Here is a 20,183-nt window from a genome sequence, read left to right as displayed (position 1 = left end):
ATCAAGGTAAATAAATTGTAATATGTGCTTGCTCTTGAGGAGCAGAAATCACATTTTGATAATTAGATAATGCTTTATCATTTTGATTATTCAGCATAAATCTTAGCCCTGCAAAGGTAAGCAATGCAAAAATCAATAAAAAGATCAAAATCCAAAAGAAAGGTACTTCGCGATGAATAATATTTCGTATCTGATCGGGAATGGCCGAGAACGGCGAAAAGGCAACTTTTTTCCCTTTCAAATAGTCAATTTCGTCACCGACTCTTGATACTAAATGGTTGAGACTTTCCGTAGATTCGATTCGGTACTTACCCTGAAAACCTAATAAAAGGCAGTAATGAAATACTTCTAAAGCAGCTAGACGCTCTTTTCCACGGCTACGTAATTGTTCCAATATTTCAAAGAAGCGATAACCCGCTAACTGAGAACCAAACAAGCTCAATTGTAACGGGCTAATTAACCAAGCATTTTGCAAATTAAAATAACTTGGGTCTTGTTGCGTTACGATCGTTTCATCAATCAAAGCACAAAATGCATATTTAGCATCATGAATATCATCGGCTGAAAATTGTAACTTTTTGGCTTGTTGCTCAAATTGATTGAGTAAATTTAAGATTTTTTCACGAAACTGTTGAGCATCTGCTGGCACATACTGATTTCGAATCAAGAAAACCAAATAAAAGCCGTCATGCAATAAATCAATAAGATTGATTGCCTGTAGTTTTGCTTGAGACTGGCTATTATTGTTCCCGCCCGTTCCAATTTGCCCATCATCAAATAAAGAAGGAGCACCTGTGGATTGTGACATTTTTCTCTCCTTTACTCTTAAGCGTTCATGACCGCAATCAATTCAATACTGATATCTTGGAAACCAGCCGGAACATAAATACAAATCGTTTCTGAATCTAACATGCGCTGATAAAGCTCATGATGTGGTTCAATCTCGAAATAGCTCACACCAGAACGTACTGGTATTGCTGTTGGAACTTGAATTAAGTGATGCAATGGAATCGCAGGTAATGCAGCAACTACACGTTGTTCTACATCTAAAGTGCTACCGATCTTGAATCGTAAAGGCACAATCTGGATTAACTCATGTGTCTGCATTGCGCTACTTGATACAGCAATATAAAGTCGAGTGTCTCGAGTAATCTTATCGGTCTCAAGACTTCCCACCCAATATGAAGGTCGGATTTCTTTAAGCGCAATGCTGATGTATCGACTCGAAATAATCGTATCGAGCAAATCACGTAGAATCGTGTCTAACTGCGAAAAACTTTCTTGTAAGTTATGGTGTTTATAGGCAGGCAACTGATCGACATCATATGCCGTCGAGAATGTTAATAATGAACCTGCTAAACGCAATAATTCGAAGAACAAACGCTCTGGATGAATTTGTGGATATTGCACAAAATGATTTAGACCAGCATGAGCTGTATTTAACGCATTTACTAACCAGAACGAAACGATATCACCAGAACGGAATTCAATTAATTTCTGTTCATTTTCTCGGTTATTGGTTTGAATCGTCTTAATTTTTGCCTTAATAACGTTCAGTGTTCTTTTTAAATTTGAAATGAGTGTTTCAGATGCATCCACATGCAAAATTGGTGGAATAAACTTTCGGTCAATTTCAAAAGCACCCGAACTTTGACGTTTAATCTTTCCAATAGGCAGATATAAGAAACCATCCAGATTATGGTCTGGATTACTATGTACATCCAATAATTTAAAAACAGCACGGCGACGTAGCAAACTAATATCTGCTTCAGTAGCATTCGTAAATAGATCATGCGTTTCGACAAGATGTGATTGATATCTGCCCTTTTGTGCTTGGTTTTGATCAATTAGATTTTGCTTATTTGCTTGTAAAAGTGGCAATGCTAAATAAATTAGCATCTCACCACGTAAATTAAGATCATCCAATAAAATTGGCTCAGGCAATAAATCATATGCAGGTGCCTGATAAATTTCACCGTCTTGCCAGATCATCTCTACAGACTCAAGAGCAAGAATATGGGTGCTCAATTGGGCCTCATCGAAACTTAATTTCTGAATACCATATGAAAAAGGTACGACCGCACGAACCGTATGGTTCAAACGCTGTTCATGATAGGTATCTTGAATTTGGAAATGTTGAGGTCTTAAAAATAAACCTTCGCCCCACAGGACTTTTTCAGCTTTAAACATATGTCTTTACCAATCTTTATTCGTATTCATTTTTAGGCTGCACACCTAACATTTCCTGAACCATTTGTAATGGATGCTCATCTTTAATGACTTGTGCTAGCCATTCATGTAACGGCATTTGACTCCATTTAATGGTTTTTTGAAGCATATAACTCACAGGACTATGAGGCTCGTTTGCCTGAAAGTAATCCGCAATTTCTTGCAGCACTTTCATTGCTTGCTCACGGTTCGCCAAGTGTGTTTGAGCTTGAGGCTGAAAAGCAGGCTGATCTGAAACAACTTGTACAGGCACTTGATTTTCCATAGATGAACTCGTGATGACAGTCGCCTGCTCTTGGACTGGCGTAAGTCCAGTACCAAAAGCTTCTGCTTTATAAATCTTGCGTAATGTGCTGTGAATGGTTTCAAATGCTGAATCAATTGCACCAAAACTTGGTGAGTCGAGTCCCATTAAATGGTCAAGGGTTTGCTTTAAAACATCCCACTCGGTTAAGACTGAGCTAAAATCTTGATAATTAGAATATTGAAAAGTTTTAGACGTATTAAAAATAGCTTGATCGAACTGTTCTAACTCCGATGGTCCCGACTGACTATCGTACTCTTCAGTTTGCTTACGACGAATGTTCTCGTGATATAGAAAATTATCGTAATCAAGCAAATTGTAATAAGGCACTGTATTGGTTAAAGAGACTTTCTTCAACAAGCCAGGCAACTGATTAATTAAACCCTGTAATAAACCAATGCGTTGATCTAAGTCATCATCTTCAATAACAGGATGAATTTCCTGCCAGTATTGATTAAGCATGGTATGGCTTAAAGTTAAGCCTTTCGCCATACCCTCAAAACCATAAAGATGAGTCCAAGCTTCTAAGAGCCAAGTTAATAGACGAATATCTTTAGTATTCTCTTTTAGCAAAACACTCGTTTTATTTGATACAAAATCCCAGTCGGCTTGTTTTCGCTCAGCAACCCAATCGCCTTGATCTAGCAATAGATCATCTTGTGTTTTCGCCTTTTTGATTTCATGAAATTCATTAGAAAATGAAAAGTCATCACCACAAGGTAAGCTATCGCTAATGGGTTCAAGGAGTTCAGAAATATCAATATTCATCTAATTTTAGCTCTATTCAATTTAAACTTCTGACTTCAACTTTTTACTGGTCCTTTTTTTAGCAGCTTTCGCAACTGGATCTAGTAAATATTGAATTTCGTCATCTTTAGCATCAATCATGATAACTTTTGGCAACTTTTGCTCTGCTAAAGCCACTAAAATTTCTGTAGCCAATGCAGGTAACACCGTAGAATTTAAAATATTATCAACATTACGTGCACCACTATCGACTTCTGTACAGCGACTTAAAAGCAGCTCTACCAAATCTTCAGAATACTGGACATGTGTACCGTATTGTTTTTCAATTCTTGCTGTGATCTTGCCTAACTTATGTTTAATAATTCGTACAAGTAGATCGTCATGCAATGGGAAATATGGCACAACTCTCATTCGGCCTAAAAATGCAGGCTTAAATTGCTTATATAAACTTGGTTTTAAATGTTCAATCAACTCTTCAGCTGTCGGCCAGTCTTCTACTGGCGTATTTAAGCACGCTTGCATAATCGCGCTTGAGCCAGCATTTGAAGTCAACAAAATAGTGGTGTTTTTAAAGTCAATTACTCGTCCTTCACCATCTTCTAAAGTACCTTTATCAAATACTTGATAGAACAGTTCCTGAACATCACTATGGGCTTTTTCAATTTCATCAAGCAACACAACACTGTAAGGGTTGCGGCGAACAGCTTCTGTTAAAACCCCACCTTGACCATATCCCACATATCCAGGAGGTGCACCTTTAAGCGAAGATACAGTATGTGCTTCTTGATATTCAGACATATTAATGGTGATTAAATGCTGCTCACCACCATATAATTCATTTGCCAACGTTAATGCAGTTTCAGTTTTACCTACACCACTTGGCCCGACCAAAAGAAATACACCTTGTGGCTTATTAGGATCTTCAAGTCTTGCTTTTGAAGTTTTAATACCCTGAACTAATTGTGTAAGCGCGTAATCTTGCCCCATTACACGCTCGCCCAATTTATCTTCAAGCGTTAATATCTGCTTAATTTCATCATTAACCATTTTTCCAACAGGAATTCCGGTCCAATCAGAAATAATTTCATTAATGATTTGAGAATTTACTCTTTCAAATACTAATGGTTGCTGACCTTGAATTTCAGCAAGATCTTTACGCAGTAAATTAATCTGATCATAAGCTTCAGATTCATTAGAATGATTCTGTGCTTCTAATTCCTGAATTTTATGAACAAGTTCTAATTCTTTTTTCCATTGCTCTTCAGTTTCATGAATCTCTTTTTGCAAAGATTCTAAATTAGCTTTTAAAGTTTCTAATCGTTCATGATGAATTGGAATTTGACGATGTTCGTTTTCTAAAATTTGCTGTTCAAGCTTTAAATTATGCTCTTGAGCCTTTAACTGATCAAGCTTTACAGGTTGAGCATTTTGGGTCAACGCAACACGTGCTGCTGCCGTATCAAGAACACTAACTGCTTTATCCGGAAGTTGACGACCACTAATATATCGATGTGAAGAGTGAACTGCTGTAACAATCGCCTCATCATCAATTTGTAATTTAAAATGCTGCTGCATGACAGGAATCATCGCGCGCAACATATCTACCGCAACTTCTTCGGTTGGCTCTTCTACTTTTACCACCTGAAAACGTCGGCTCAATGCAGCATCTTTTTCAAAATATTGTTTGTATTCTGCCCAAGTTGTCGCAGCAATCGTACGCAATTCACCACGTGCAAGTGCTGGTTTTAAAAGATTTGCAGCATCATTTTGTCCAGCTTGTCCACCTGCACCAATTAAAGTATGCGCTTCATCAATAAATAAGATAATAGGGTGAGCTGAAGCTTGAACCTCTTGAATCACTTGCTTTAAACGATTTTCAAATTCGCCTTTAACACTTGCACCTGCCTGTAAAAGTCCCATATCAAGCACATGTAAATGGACATTTTTAAGGGCGTTTGGTACTAAACCTCGAGCAATTTTTAAAGCTAAACCTTCGACCACAGCTGTTTTACCAACGCCTGGCTCTCCAGTTAAGATTGGGTTGTTTTGGCGTCTACGCATTAAAATATCGAGCATTAGGCGAATTTCATATTCACGCCCAATAACTGGATCTATACCGCCTTTTTTCGCTTTTTCAGTGAGATTAATCGTATATTGATCAAGTGCTGGTGTTTTAGCAGTTTTGGTATTTGCTACAGTCGCATTTATTGGTTCAGCTTCACCAGAAGATGTTTTTGTTTCATCTTGTTGTTCAACACTCTTCTCACAAATTTCAAGAAACTTATGTTTCATTGAATCAATTGGTAAGAGATCAAATAAACTCGAAGCACGAGTCGCAATTTGATATAAATCAGGCGCAGTTAATAAAGCAACTAATAAATGACCACTGCGAATAACTGGATTTTGCTCAGCCGAAGCCAATAACCATGCTTGTTCAAACAAACGAACAATAGATTTAGCAAAAATAGGAGTTCTTGAATTACCTTTCGGTAATTGAGAAATTGTTTCTTTTAAATCATCAGCCAAAGCTTCAGATGAAATTTTATATTTCTTTAATAAAATCTTTAAATCATTCTCTAAAGATTGATTAAGTAACTCTAAGAATAAATGCTCAATTTCAATTTCATAATTTTGTTGAATAACACAAGCATTAGCCGATTTTTCTAAAGCAGTTCGCGCAACTGTAGAAAGTTTTGTAATTAAAATTTTTAAATTACTCATCATTACTCTCAATATTTTTAAATAATTTAATGCTTAAAATCATAATGCCTGTATATTAACAAAATTCAGCTTTATCAGACAAACTACTCATCATTTCAAGCGTTAATATGTTTTGGTAGATATTTATATCTATATAAAAATATCTCTGCCCTTATCCTTGATTAACTAAACTCTGTTTTGGCAATAATTTACAGCCGCATGATAATGAATCATTTACACGCGCTGCTGATTTACCCATGACAAGCATATTCGGATCTCCCGATACAATCGTTGCAACTATTTTGTGTAACGGGCAAGTCGCCTTGTCTCCTACACAGGCAATTGCAATTCCATCAATTAAAAATGTACTGTTTCCTGAAATGACTTGCCCTCCACCAGTTGTTGGGCATCCAATCGTAATGTAAGGGCTAGCCATGTTCTTCTCCCTATATTTATAGAACAGTAAACTCAATTCGACGGTTTTTCTTTCTGCCTTCTGGAGAAGTATTATCTGCAACAGGCTTAGATGAACCTAAACCTTCGGCAGATAAATGGTCGGCAGGAATACTTTTACTAATCAAATAGTTTTTTACTGCTAACGCACGATCTTGGCTAAGTTTCAAGTTTTTAGTCGCATCACCTGAACTATCTGTATGTCCTACGATTTTGACTTTTTTACCGCCTACTTTATTCAAGGCAACAGCCATTTCGTCTAAAATTTTTTGACCCGCATCAGTTAAAACCGCACTACCAGATTCAAACTCAATAATTCGATTTTTAAGTGCGTCATCAATGATTTTCTGCTCAGCTTGATTGACTGATAACTGTGAATACAGTTGATATGGTGGCTGTACTAACCCTTGAAAAGATTGAATGGTAGGTTGAATATCTGCTGGATTCAGCATTTTTCCACTTAGCTCAAATCGAGTACCATTTACGCTTAATTTACCCTGTGAAACTTTTTTTAAGTCAGGTGTAATAACTCGTGTAACTGAATCACTCCATCCATTTGGAGCAGCGACAGGTCTCACTTGTATTTTATCTACTACCTGATCAGCGCCATAAACAGATTGCATTTTTAATAAGATAGCCTGTTTACTCGCCTCGTTAGGAACCACACCTTCTACAACAATAGGCTGAGCCAAAGCATAATTAGCTATTGCATAGATAAAACAGCCTTTTATGAGCTGTGTAAGTTTAGTTTGATTTCGTTGATTCATTATTATTCACCCAAAAAAGTCTGTCTAAATAGTTTTAAGCCTTGATTTAAACTTAATTGGCGTTGGCATAATGATTGTTCTAGCGTAGCTAAACCAGCATTTTGCTCCAAATAAGTATCAATCCACTGAGCTTCTATTAAAGAAACCCAATGTTTACTATCCATATTCTGAGTAAAAATATCGCTCAGGGCTAAAATATCAGCCCCTTGAAAACCGAAGAACAATACGGGTTGCTCTCGATGTAACAAACCTATCAACACCTCAGTATTATGTTCCTTTAAAAAGCGACAAATAATACTGACCCAAAAGGCTGCTATTTCATAACTGTAAGCAGGATTATTAATAGGCAAAATTAAAACTTTATTTAAGCGACTAGTTCCATTTTGTAAAATTGGCTGAAGTAATAATCCTAGCCCAATCATACTTTGCGCTAACTCATAAATACTGAGTTTCATTAATTGAGCAAATGAATGCATCGTATGATTTTCATAGAAACCTACACACTCGCGTTCAGTTAAAACCTGAATTTGATTTTGTAAGTGACCTAATTTCCCAAGTAACAGATCGGAATCTTTAATTCCTTTTAAAGTCCGATTGTTTTGGAATAAATCAACGAGTACATGTTTATAGCTATAGGGCGCATACAACAAATTATCATACGGTAAATCAATTTCTAATAAATGGCTCAGTACCATTGGAAAAGATCGACCCGAACTATCTTCACTTGCAAGAAGGTTCGCCGCTAAAAACATATTTTCTTTCGGATTCGCAATAAAGAAGTCGAGTGAAGGCAACGTGTTATAAGCTTCTTTAAAGCTGCCCGATTGCATTGCATATTCCAATGCTTCAGTAATCCACTGATCAAGCAATTGTATTAAAGCATTCTGACCTTTTGTTTTTAAAAAGTCGCCGCGTGCAGGACTTTTGCCGTAATACAAAGGAGTTGTTTTTAATGTTTGCATTATTGCTCCTCCTTTCGCATAGAGGTTATTTTCCATGTCATGGTTTAACTCCCGCAGAAGGCTGAGCAAGTGCTGAAACAGGATTTTCTGTTTTTGCTGGAGCAGCTGCTTGAGCTGGCGCCTGCTGAGCAGACACCACACGAGCTGCTTTATCAGCAGTGACTTTATCCACTAGTTGCATACCTGCATAACCACGGCTTGAACCAATACTGCCTGAATTACTGCTGATTAGACGGAAATTCATTTTTACAACTAATGATGGGTCGGTTTTACTACGCCAAAGCATTTCAAATCCGCCATTTTGTTCTTTACGCTGAGCACTATCAATTAAGCGGTTAATACCGTATTCACCTGGCTCATCAAAAATCGTATGCGTTTGACCTTGTAAATCTACAGCGGTAATACGAGCACCTGGAATACTGCCTTGATTTGGCCAAATGAAGTTCACCCACTGTTGCACACCGTTCTCATAAGTCATGCGCTGACCATCAATATCCACGGTATATGAAAGCAATTGTGGATTTGGAATTGGGTAGAACTGGAAGTTAGATTGATTAGTTGCAGGTGCTGCTGGAGCTTGACTATTCAACTCACCTGTTGCCATGCCATTAGATGGCGTAACGTATCTTTGGAAATTCATCACAAATTGAGGATTTAAACTAATTCCTAAATCCTTCCATGTCTTAGACGTTAATGTATAACCACGACGAATCACAAATGGATCAAGATTTTCTTTTACAAAACGAGAAATGCTACCGTTTTCGCCCAAGATTTGTCCAATTTCACTACTTGTCGCTTGCAAAGAAGCTGATGAATTAAATGGATATTTCTTAGCAAGATTTGCTGTAAATGGCTGATAGGCTTGCATGACCCATAATTTATTAATTTCGTCTTGTGTTGGCGTAATTAAGCTCTCGAAAGCCTGTGTCAGTGGGCTAACTACTAATTTTTGTAGTAATCGCTGATCAATTTCACTAAAACCAACCGCCATTTTTTCATCTACAATTTTTTGCGTTTGGTTAAATACAGAAGTTTGCTCATTCAGGGTTTGCTTGACTAATGTCATCGCATTAGGCCCAACTTCCCCTGCATTCTTAAGCTCATTAAACTTACTACGAACAAGGGCTAAATTTGTCATATATTCATCAAGTAATGATTTACCCTGTTGATCATCACGTTTGCGAACCAACTGATAGAACATTTGGTATTCTTGAGAAATAGCGCCCTGAGCATTAGTTGCCACTTGATTAGCAGCCTTATCATCATGATTTAAAACCTTACGTTTAAACCATGCAATAAATCCTTTTTGTGGAGCTGCCAACTCAGCTTGTACAACTGGATTATCCCAGTTTGTTTCAATTGCAACTCTTTCAATTAATGTTCTAATTGGAGAGTTCTGTGGCTCACCTAAAACATCAATATTTTTTACTTGCTGAGGGAATTGGGCAGCCTTAGCATAATGAATACCATTTAAGAATTTTCTCCATTCCGCAATGTATTCTTGCTTATAGAGTGCTGTCAGTTGCTTTCTAATTTGCTCTGGACTACCTGAGAAAGTTAAATCATCAGATTGACGGCTATTTAACACCCAATCTTTACTATCTGTTGGCTTATCTGCGGCTTCTTCAATCGCTTTTTCTACATAGTCATTCCATGCCTTTTGGGTAAACACACCCGGTAATGCATAACTACCTAATACAACATTTTTATTTGCTTCACCCACAATCTGACTTACAGTCAACGCAGGAAAACGTACTGCTGCACGCATTTTTATTTCGTTATAAACACGATCACGCGCCGGCATTCCTCGAACAACAGAGAGTAATACTTGGCGTGTTTGATCAACAATTTGCGAATCTGCATCTAAAACTGGGAATTGCTTATCATTTGCCAAAGTCATTGCGTACGACAAGATTTGTTCAGCTTCCTGAATCATATCTGCACGTGGCATTTGACCTTTATTTGCGTCTAACCAAGAACGCCAGAAACGTGTAACCTGATCACTCAGATGACTTGCATCCATGTATTGTGGATTACTCATCATTAAATACGCTTTTAATGCATTATAAGCATCTTGAGGATTGGTATCTGAAGGTTCTAAATATTGTTGAGTCTGAGCAGTTTGCTTGATTTCAACATTCGTGTGATTCGCTTTTAATGTCGCTTCATTATTTTTTACGCGTTGCAAATATTGAGCAATATTTTGCTGTGTCGGTGTTAATACAATTTGCTTAACACCTTTTAAATATTCAGCTTTTAGCTTTTCACGAAGCTCATTGCCCTGATATAAACCAAAACTAAACTTAAGTGGTCTATTTTCGTCAAACTCATCTAACTGCTGTAGACGTCTTTGAAGAATAAGTAAAGCTTCTAATTGGGTAGACAGTTGCTGACCAGAAGCTCTTTCTAATTGAACAACCTTATTTAAATCAGCTTGAACTTCACCAATTAATTGTTGGTTATTACGATAAGACCAAACCCACACACCAAGAATAATTGAAACGCCAGCTAGAGCACCAATAAATGCAATGTAGCGTTGACGTTTTCTACCCGTATTTACATGCTGTTTAACAAGATCTTTATCTTTCAAAATAACATCTGAAAATAGACCATTTAAGAAATAACCATGGTTAGGCGTAATTTTTGAATGATCTTTTAAATCACTTTGTGCAATTTGAGTAAGCTGAAATTCTTGTGCGATTTGTTCTGTCATTGGACTTTCAATGACACCTTCCTGCAAAGCACTGGTGAAGTAAAACCCACGGAAAACAGGTTGAAATTGATATGGATTATCTTCAAAAAGTGTACCGATAAAGCTTTTTAAAGCTGGTTTTAATGTTTTAAATTCTAATGGGAAGGTCATTACACTTGGTGAGATATTTTGCGAATGACGACGACTTAAATGAGTCGAACTTACCCCTTTTAGACCATCATAAAGAATGGTGTAATGTTTTTCGAATAAATCTACCGCGTTATGAGAAGAACTCTGCTCATATGGAAGCGTTGCTCCCCAAGCTTGGTTATACTCTTGAGCTTCATAAAATTCAAAAAACTCGGTAAAACCTGCAATCAAGTCCATCTTTGAAAAGACTAAATAAACAGGTACAACGACTTCTAGACGTTCGGTTAGATCTTGAATACGAGCACGTAAATTTTTAGCAAGCTTTAACGAATTTTCAGGACTTTGACTAATTAGCTCAGCAATACTAACAATTAAAATCAAACCATTGACCGGAGCTTTGGAACGGTTCTTTTTTAAAATATTTAAGAAACCTAACCACTCAGAATGATCTTCGCTATAAACAGAATAACGGCCCGCTGTATCGAGCAAAATACCTTCTGTAGAGAAAAACCAATCACAATTTCGAGTACCACTTAAACCAGCAGATACCATTTTTTGATGCGTTTCTTCGAAAGGAAACTTTAAACCAGAATTATAAATAGCTGAACTTTTACCTGCGGCTGGGTTACCAATAACCATATACCAAGGAAGCTCATATAATGCAGCATTCCCTTTTTTATCACCCAACTTAGATTTACGAATCAGTTGAATTGATTCTTTCATTTGTTGACTAACAAGCTGAAGCTCTTCTTTATCTTTATTTTTGCCATATTCAGCTTGGTTGTCTTTTTCAATTGCTTCTGCTAGCTCTTCACCCTGAGCAGCATGCTTTCTTCGTTGAATAAGCCAATAGATACCATAAACAATAAGACCCAAAGCATAGGCAGTTGCTAAAGCCCAGAATATATGACGAGGAATTGAAGTATATGAAGACATCAATGCCACGAACAATGACAAGGCGATAATTGCTTTAGGATTCGTGATGTACTGCCACAAGTAGCCTAAAATTGTATGCATTCTATTCTCGTTCTATGTCCAAAGTTTAAATTAGTTATTCAACACCATCACATCATCTTCTGAATTTTCAGTGACACTTTGCACAAATGTATGTGCTGACACCGTATTTTCACCAAAGACAAAAGGAATGATATGTTCAGGGAAATGCATGCTCAGCATAAAGCCATAAATATCAGCTAAATGTTGGGTATGCCCTAAAGAAAATTTCACATAAATATAGTGATGTGGTTCTACAGGTGTTTGAAGAAAGTGTTGCTGCAATTTTTTCGAAACTTTTATATCGGTCTGATCTGACAATATCAGCACATAAGGTTCCTCACCTTCATGCTGAGGTAAATCATGAAATTCAAAATTAGAAAAAATCTTCGCTGTATCTTGTTGGCCTACAACAACTTTCAGATTTTTAGTCGGCTCTAATTCTTGAATTTTTACTAAAGGATCTGCCAGTAAACAGCTTGCTGCAAATTCAGCAGGAATATAATCTTTAGTCATCCAAGACTTTTCATCGACTAGATCCTGATCAATTTCGGAATCGGCTACGAGCAAAAAGAACATCTCGTGTTCTCTTTTATGAATACCCTTTAATAGGTGTATCAGCTCTTGATAAGCCAGTTGCTCTCCAAAAAAATGATATTCAATATGGATCTTTTGAGCAGGAATGCCGATCTCAGCAAAAAACTCTAAAATTAATTCATTACTTTGTTCATCATTCCAGATATGTAATAAATCCTCCGAAAGAAGGATATGTAGATTTAAGCGATTTAAACGATAGACTTCGACTATCGGCATTTGAACATCATCATATTCAGACTCAGGATCAACCCATGCCGGATGCATATGATATTCACGTGCTTGCTGCGACTCATAAAATAAAGTTGAACGTTTTAAATGCTCTGCAAGAAGATATAAGTTTTCTATATTTTGTTCTAATTGCTGTTTTATTAATGACATCATACGAACTTGTCGTGGAGATGCATACTCGCTCTCCTCATGATTATCTTCATCCAAATCTTTAATTCGATAAGATAAAAGAGGTAATCCATAAGAATTTAACAGTTGATCATCCAGCTCTGGACTTTTAAAGTTTTTCAGCTCCGCAATAATGCTTTCATTCTCCCCCAATGCATGTACAGCAAAAGAAGAGTAAATATTAAAATCTAGCTGTTCGAGTGGTGCATCTGTTACCGCAGTTTGTTTTTGATTAGTATCATTTTTATCTTGATTTATAGCCTGTTCTTTCTTGTCTTTGTAAGTTTTATAGGCACTATAGATTAACCAAGGAGATAAGATCACCAAGGTAATAATTGCTGGTAATAGCAAGAAATAAAGGAAAAAATCACCTTTATCAGGGTTATATTGAACGTCACGCCAATAGAAAATAATAATTCCACTAACCACTGTAAAAATAGCAATAAACGAGAGTAATATTTTTTTAATCATATTGTCTCTCCAATAAGGCTATAGCAAGTTTCATGACTATGTACTTTCGGTTCTCGTGATATAAGAAAAGAACCTTGCCCCAAACCACTCACATTATTGTGAGTGAGGCAAATAGGTTGTATTTCTGACTCATCTAATACGAGTCGAAGATCTATTGATAAAGTTGGACTACACCAAGTTTCTACAATTTTTTTAAGCTTTAAACTTAACTCTTGATTTGGTAAAAAACTGAGATATTGCTGACGCTTTAATGGTCCAATTTGAATTTCAATTTTCCCATCAATTTGCTGAATAGTTTCGCCACAAAATGTATTAACACCAAGTAGACTCGGCTGAGCTCCACCTAAAGTTGTTAATTGGTCACTCGCCAATTTAAAAGACTCTTGTATGAACTCTTTGATCGTAATTTCGTGTTTAAAAATACACGACAACATCGTTTTTAATGCATGAACTGTATTATTCTGGCCCTGCATTAATCCAGAAAACTCTGCAAAATAATCATCAAGCTCTGTTTGCTGATGTTGCGACCGCACATAGCCATTCAACGCATGTAAAATATCCAGATAATCATTTTTATGCTCGATCTCATATCGAATCGGCAAATTATAGGTAATGCTTGACTCTACATATTGAGCAGTAAGCTTATGGTTAAATAAGCTCAGAAACTCTTTAGTTTCTGCTCTTTGCTGACGCGGGGCCTGCTTAATCTTATTCGTATATGTATAAGGCAAAGCGCCTTGTATGCCCGTAAGACCAACAATTAAATTCGTGATATAAATCCGCTCATCCGTTAATTCTAAATTTTCAATTTCTGTAGCAGGAAAATTTAAATTAAAGGATGTCTCAAACTTAAAATGATCACCCCAAGATGTACCAAATGTGCGACTTGAATCGTGTCTTAATAGCCGTGTTGCTTGAATAAATTCAAAAGACTTTGGCTTTGTAAAGAGCTCAGCTGTTATAGAAGAGTCTTGCCACCAACGTTCTGACTGCATTGATATAACTCCTGCTGAGATGAATAATCCTTAACAACCAAATCAACGAAACTATTAATTTGAACCTTTAAATTAAAAACACGACTTAACAATTGGCTAAAAATGTATAGGCTATGTCCTCTAAATACAGATGAATCAATTTGCAATTCGGCCTTCACGCCCCTTACAAACATTGGAAATGGTTTTCCATCTACAAGTTTGTGAGTAAGTGAAAATTCAAGGTGCTTGATTGATTCAATAATTAGGTAATTTTCTTTTGATAATGGTAAGTTGTATAACGCAAGTAACTCTTTAATATGAGATACCGCGTCACCTTTCATTAAAGCTAAACTATTCAATGAAAGGTGCGAAATAACACGCCACTGCTCACCCTGACTTTGACCAAATTGATATGGTTTTGTAGGTCTTTTTAAAACAATCGCACGGCGAGCCAAACTACTATCGTTGAGGTTCAATATATTATTAGACTGCCCCAATGCTTCATGTGGTAAGTCACGATTTGAACATAATAATTTTGTGCTAATAAAATCCGAACGTGTTGACGAAGGATTTAGATTTTTAGAAATAATTGAATACCCCATTTCGACGAAATTGGGTTGTAATTTTTGATAGTTCACTGAATAGAAAAAACGAGCCTTATCAACATGGTAGTGACTCATCGCGAAAAAAGGTAGTACAGGAACATAGCTTTCTTCTTGACTCGTTTTTTCACGAACCATATTCATTTCAGTAATTGAATAGACTTGATAAAACTCAGGATGATGAGCATCTGTAATCAGCGGATATTCTAATTGCTTATGTACAATTTTTTGAGGTTCAGCGTATTTTTCAAATAAATTAATGACTGGTGTAGTAAATAATTTAAAATTAGCGATATTTAATTCAGAATAATTTCGAACTACGGCTTGATCATTTAAATTTAATTTAAAATGTATAAGCAGCTCAAAACCACTTTCTTCTGAAGATAGAAGCTTTAAAAAACTTAAATCGAGTTTTAGATAATTAAATTTTTCAGGAAAACAAAAATATTCCATCAGCAAACGATACGCATGGTGAGTATGCTGATCGAGAGGCAATAGACTTTCCTGCTCTGAAAAGCCAGTTAATTCAAATGGATTTTCATTCAGCTCAACAACTTTCTGCCCTATTTTAATAGCAAAAGTTGTCCCCTTTTTAAAAATACTATCTAGCACTTGAAGTGGAAAATTAGAAATTGCATCTAAGTAAATAGGCAATTTTTCATCTTTTAAACATAGATGAGCATTGTTAAAAATTTCGAATTTAAAATTTAAAGTCGCATTTTGACTTAAATGCATATGTGCACTAGGTGTGCTTTTAAACTCGAGCGCTTGCAAACTTATCGGGAGTAATTTAACTTCTTGTGTAGTGTTAAACTCACACTGAACCCCTTTAAAACTACGCGACTTTAAGACGGTGTGTGCAGGAACAATATGCGCTTCTGTGAGCTGCTTTATCTTATTTATATCTTCGAAACTTACCACCGAACAAGCAGGAAAGTGACGTAAGTATTGAGGGAACATCACCTCAAATAGAGAACGCGTAAATACGTCATAGCTATCAGCAAGCTTTTTATCAATACGGGCAGCAATTAATGAAAACGCCTGTATAAGACGCTCAATATGCGGGTCATCAATTTGCTCTTGATTTAAAGATAAGCGCTGAGCAATTTTCGGATATTTTTGCGAAAATTCACGAGATTGCTGACCAAATTCTTGTAGTTGTTTTTCGTAAAACGGTAAAAGCTCTTCTATCACAACACACCCACTACGCTTAGGTTCTCGCTGAAATTACATATTGCTGCGTTGTCGGTTTTAGCAATGCGTCAAAAACGACAGGTTCATACAGTGGATGAATATTTAGATAGGCCTGAATACTTAAACATAGTGCCCCCATATTGTGTCCATCTAACAACATCTCTACCCGTATTTGCCTTAATCTAGGTTCATGAGCTGCTATTGATTGTTCAATGGATTGGCAAATCTTGTCTCGATCTAGCGGATTGGCTGTAGAAAGCCCCACAAAATCAATAATCCCGAACTGAAGTATAGATTTTTTAACTAGCGGATAATCATCGACCACATGATCCAATTTAGCGACTCGACTATTCAGCAAGTCTTCTAAATCTTTTGCTACCGATTCTCTTAACTGCTGAATAGAAAGACCCTTTGCATAATCTTCACTTTCAGGAATTAAGCGATCAAACAAAGTTGAACGAAATCCGTATGGATAAAGCCGATCTAAATTCATTCGAGTTCACAACAAGCATGCTTAAAGACAGCAGAGGCTAACTTTATGTCAGCCTCCACCAAATATTCACTTAGATAATTATGCTGCGTAAGAAGCAGTATTATTAGAAAGTGACCATTTCTTAGTAACAGCACCTTTAGCAGTACCGTTAATATCTTGTTGGTTATAAGTCCACTCAACAGCTGCGTATTTCAAACCAAACGCTTCAGTTGGAACACCTTCTTCGTTAACTGTTGGAGTTACACTAGAAACTAGAACATGCTTCAATTTAATTTGTAAGTACTTGATACGTTTATCGCCATTTGCACGATAAAAATCAATTTGTACTTCATCAAATGTATAACCAGCTGAACATGCTTCCCATAATTTCGGGCTAGTTGCATCTAGGTCTTTAATAAAAAGCATATCTGAATGTTCAACACGCTCAGCAGTATGACCACCAACACTACTTGAAGTAGCAGATTTAGGTTGACGAATGTTGTGAGACCAAGAGTTAACTTCTAACCAGCCTTTGTGCTCAGAGTCACGAGACTCGCCATCAACTTTATATTTACCGCGAAACTCAACGTATATATCTTTCATTTAGAACTTTCCTATTTGTAATTTAAAGTTATTCTTTCGCTGACCTTTATTAATTTGAGGACTGAGGTAACTCAGTAACAAGTCGCAAAGAAACTGACAACTCATCCAGCTGGAAGTGTGGTCGCAAGAAAACCACAGATTTGTAGTGACCTGGTTGAGCAGGATCTTCTACAACTTTTACAGACGCTTCGCGTAGAGGGTATTGAGCTTTCGCTTCTTGAGAAGCACCATCATCAAGTAATACATACTGTGACAACCACTCATTTAAGAATGCTTCAACATTTCCAGCAGAAGCAAAGCTACCTACTTTGTCTCTCATCATTGCTTTTAAATAATGAGCAATACGTGAAACGGCCATGATGTACTGAATTTGACTCGATAAAGCAGAGTTAGCATTTGCTGTATCGTTATCATATTTTTTAGGTTTTTGAGTTGATTGCGCGCCAAAGAAAGCAGCGTAATCGGTATTTTTACAATGCACTAAAGGAATAAAGCCCAAATCGCTTAATTCTTTTTCGCGGCGATCAGTAATCGCAATTTCTGTTGGGCACTTGAATACCACTTCGCCATCTTGTGTTTTAAACGTATGAACTGGTAAGCCTTCGACTAAACCACCACCTTCAACACCGCGAATTGCAGCACACCAACCATGCATATCAAATGCATTTGTTAAACGAGTACCGAAAGCATAAGCAGCATTCATCCACAAATATTCGTTGTGGTTTGCACCCGAAACATCTTCAGCAAAGTTAAACCCTTCTGTAGCTGTTCCTTCCTTTGGATGATAAGGAAGACGACCAAGCACATGCGGCAAGGTTAAAGCGACATAACGAGCATCTTCACTGTCACGGAATGAACGCCATTGAACATATTCAGCTGTTTCAAAGATTTTCGACACATCTCTAGGGCGGTCAATATCTGTAAATGATTCAAGACCAAGAATGCTTGGACTAGCCGCCGAAATAAACGGTGCATGAGCCGCTGCAGCAACATGAGAGATTTGCTCAAGCAAATACATATCAGAAGGCGTACGGTCAAATTCGAAATCACCAATCAGTGCCGAATATGGTGCACCACCAAAAGATCCATATTCTTCTTCATAGATTTTTTTGAACAAAGTACTTTGATCAAAGTCTGTAGCACCTTGAAAATCTTTTACCAGCTCTTTTTTAGTCGTATTCAACATACGAATTTTAATGAGAGGATTTGAAGGTGTTTCTTGACAGAAGTAGTAAAGACCACGCCAAGTTGACTCAATCTTTTGGAATTGTTCATTGTGCATGATCTGACTTAATTGATTTGAAATCAGAGCATCAATTTCTGCAATACGCTTATCGATTGATAAAGTCATATTTTCAGAAACTGTAATTGTGCCTGCCATTACTTCTTTGGCAAGTTCACCGATTAAGCTTTTTGCACGCGAATGTTCTTCTTCATTTCGAGCAATACGACTCTCTTCAACAATCGAGTCTAGAAGATTAACTTGTTCATTTTCAACAAGAGGCATTGCTGCAGATTGAGCATTATTCATGATCAGCCTCCGCACTTAATTTACGGATTTGGTCAGTACTCTTAAGCACTTCATCAAGTAAGTCTTCTAAACGCTCACTGTTAGAAATCTTATTTCTTAAATCTGTTAAACGCTCACGTGCTTCAACAAGTTTCTTTAATGGGTCAACCTGTTGAACAACATTTTCTGGGCGAAAATCTTCCATTGACTTAAATGTTAAATCAACTGCAATTCTTCCACCCTCTTCAGTCAGCGTATTATCTACTTGAAAAGCAGCTCTTGGAGACAATGATTCCATAACTTCATCAATATTATCTAAATCAACATTAATGAATTTTTTATCTTTTAATTTTGTACGTTCAAGCTCAGAAGCTGCCGAAAAATCACCCATCACACCAACAACAAATGGTAGTTCCTTCGCTTCTTTTGCATCACCAATTTCGACATCATATGTAAGCTGAACACGTGGAGGTCGAATTCGCTGAAGCTTCTTTTGTACGCTTTCTCTCTTAGCCATAAGATTCTATTCCTGATTATTTAATTAAAGGGTCAAAAGGCGAACTTTTTGATTTATTAACATTGGCTACAGGGGCAGTTTTTGGTTTAACCGCAGTTGCTTTTGCTGGAGTTGCTACTCGTTTTGTTGCTGCTCTGGAAGCTGTAACTCTGTTGCGGGTTACAGTTTGTTTTCTATAACTTCTTCTTTCATTATCAACTGAGCCACCTTCTGTAGCCGCCTTAACACTTGAAGTATCTGGCGCAGGCATTGAAGTATGAATATTTTCAATTAATTGTTTAGCGGGTGGATAAGTTACATCGTTGCTTAAATAACGCATTTCCTGACTTCGCATTTGCTGCAAAGAGTTATTTGCAATACTTACACCAGACAAAAATAAAACATCTGTTATTAATGAACCGCGTATATTTTGACTTTGCAATTGACTTGCCAAATTTAATGCTTTAACTGGTTGATTGGTTTGATAAAACCGCATAGCTGCTTTAGCTAATAAATCATTTTTTTGAGTCGTATTATCACTATCACAAACTTGTTTAAAAATATTCAATAGCTCAGGATCATTCTGACCTTCTGCTAAAGGATTTTTTTTAATACAACTTTTTTTAAGTTTTACAGGCTCTAGTTCTGCTGCATGAGCACCTGATAGACCGATAATGTTTCCAGTCAGAGAAAGTATCAAAATACTTCGTTTCAACACAACTTTCATTCCTCTGTTTTCTTATTTATTCAAGGCTTTACTGAAAAGTTAATATTGATAAAACATTAAAAAATCAGTCTAAAAACCTTATATTCAAAAAATTTACGCGCAGTTTATCATATAAACAAACATATTTTATATAAAAATCATATC

The 20,183-nt window shown here is 36.6% G+C and carries 16 protein-coding genes; all 16 read right to left on the bottom strand.

Features of this window, described 5'->3' with window-relative positions:
- Position 1: 1 nt before the first annotated feature.
- Positions 2-808: a type IVB secretion system protein IcmH/DotU gene (icmH, locus tag I7H67_RS08920; RefSeq protein WP_004793176.1), complete on the bottom strand. Its 807-nt coding sequence runs from the start codon at positions 806-808 to the stop codon at positions 2-4.
- Between the two features lie 17 nt (positions 809-825).
- On the bottom strand, positions 826-2,190 hold the full coding sequence (tssK, locus tag I7H67_RS08915; protein ID WP_005304041.1) for a type VI secretion system baseplate subunit TssK: 1,365 nt from the start codon (positions 2,188-2,190) through the stop codon (positions 826-828).
- A gap of 16 nt (positions 2,191-2,206) precedes the next feature.
- Positions 2,207-3,301 carry a type VI secretion system protein TssA gene (gene tssA / locus I7H67_RS08910; protein ID WP_174765447.1) on the bottom strand — a complete coding sequence of 365 codons (1,095 nt, stop codon included), beginning with the start codon at positions 3,299-3,301 and terminating at the stop codon, positions 2,207-2,209.
- 21 nt (positions 3,302-3,322) lie between these two features.
- Positions 3,323-6,004, bottom strand: coding sequence for a type VI secretion system ATPase TssH (tssH, locus tag I7H67_RS08905; RefSeq protein ID WP_198307622.1), 2,682 nt, complete (start codon positions 6,002-6,004; stop codon positions 3,323-3,325).
- Positions 6,005-6,152: 148 nt separating this feature from the next.
- Complete coding sequence (locus I7H67_RS08900; protein WP_005304032.1) at positions 6,153-6,416, bottom strand: PAAR domain-containing protein; 264 nt, start codon at positions 6,414-6,416, stop codon at positions 6,153-6,155.
- Positions 6,417-6,432: 16 nt separating this feature from the next.
- The gene (locus tag I7H67_RS08895) at positions 6,433-7,200 is read right to left on the bottom strand and encodes an OmpA family protein (protein ID WP_005304028.1); all 768 of its coding nucleotides are present in this window, start codon (positions 7,198-7,200) and stop codon (positions 6,433-6,435) included.
- A gap of 2 nt (positions 7,201-7,202) precedes the next feature.
- A complete protein-coding gene (gene tagF / locus I7H67_RS08890; protein WP_004793188.1) occupies positions 7,203-8,162 on the bottom strand; it encodes a type VI secretion system-associated protein TagF in 960 nt (319 codons plus the stop codon).
- Positions 8,163-8,199: 37 nt separating this feature from the next.
- Positions 8,200-12,021 carry a type VI secretion system membrane subunit TssM gene (tssM, locus tag I7H67_RS08885; protein WP_198307621.1) on the bottom strand — a complete coding sequence of 1,274 codons (3,822 nt, stop codon included), beginning with the start codon at positions 12,019-12,021 and terminating at the stop codon, positions 8,200-8,202.
- A 30-nt stretch (positions 12,022-12,051) separates the two neighbouring features.
- A complete protein-coding gene (locus I7H67_RS08880) occupies positions 12,052-13,461 on the bottom strand; it encodes a hypothetical protein (protein WP_198307620.1) in 1,410 nt (469 codons plus the stop codon).
- Positions 13,458-14,456: a type VI secretion system baseplate subunit TssG gene (tssG, locus tag I7H67_RS08875; RefSeq protein ID WP_198307619.1), complete on the bottom strand. Its 999-nt coding sequence runs from the start codon at positions 14,454-14,456 to the stop codon at positions 13,458-13,460. Before tssG ends, I7H67_RS08880 begins: the two co-directional genes overlap by 4 nt.
- Positions 14,420-16,231 (bottom strand): type VI secretion system baseplate subunit TssF, encoded by a 1,812-nt coding sequence (gene tssF / locus I7H67_RS08870; protein WP_198307618.1) that lies wholly within the window; start codon positions 16,229-16,231, stop codon positions 14,420-14,422. The genes tssG and tssF overlap by 37 nt, the downstream gene beginning before the upstream one ends.
- Before the next feature lie 16 nt (positions 16,232-16,247).
- Positions 16,248-16,724: a type VI secretion system baseplate subunit TssE gene (gene tssE, locus I7H67_RS08865; protein WP_002048404.1), complete on the bottom strand. Its 477-nt coding sequence runs from the start codon at positions 16,722-16,724 to the stop codon at positions 16,248-16,250.
- Positions 16,725-16,802: 78 nt separating this feature from the next.
- Positions 16,803-17,306, bottom strand: coding sequence for an Hcp family type VI secretion system effector (locus I7H67_RS08860; protein ID WP_003651052.1), 504 nt, complete (start codon positions 17,304-17,306; stop codon positions 16,803-16,805).
- A 49-nt stretch (positions 17,307-17,355) separates the two neighbouring features.
- Complete coding sequence (tssC, locus tag I7H67_RS08855) at positions 17,356-18,837, bottom strand: type VI secretion system contractile sheath large subunit (RefSeq protein ID WP_013198291.1); 1,482 nt, start codon at positions 18,835-18,837, stop codon at positions 17,356-17,358.
- Positions 18,830-19,333, bottom strand: coding sequence for a type VI secretion system contractile sheath small subunit (gene tssB / locus I7H67_RS08850; protein ID WP_003651049.1), 504 nt, complete (start codon positions 19,331-19,333; stop codon positions 18,830-18,832). The genes tssC and tssB overlap by 8 nt, the downstream gene beginning before the upstream one ends.
- 16 nt (positions 19,334-19,349) lie before the next feature.
- A complete protein-coding gene (locus I7H67_RS08845; RefSeq protein WP_198307617.1) occupies positions 19,350-20,039 on the bottom strand; it encodes a hypothetical protein in 690 nt (229 codons plus the stop codon).
- Between the last annotated feature and the right edge of the window lie 144 nt (positions 20,040-20,183).

The organism is Acinetobacter sp. ACIN00229 (assembly GCF_016106645.1).
Classification (GTDB): domain Bacteria; phylum Pseudomonadota; class Gammaproteobacteria; order Pseudomonadales; family Moraxellaceae; genus Acinetobacter; species Acinetobacter oleivorans.
This window is presented reverse-complemented; position numbering and strand designations above follow the sequence as displayed.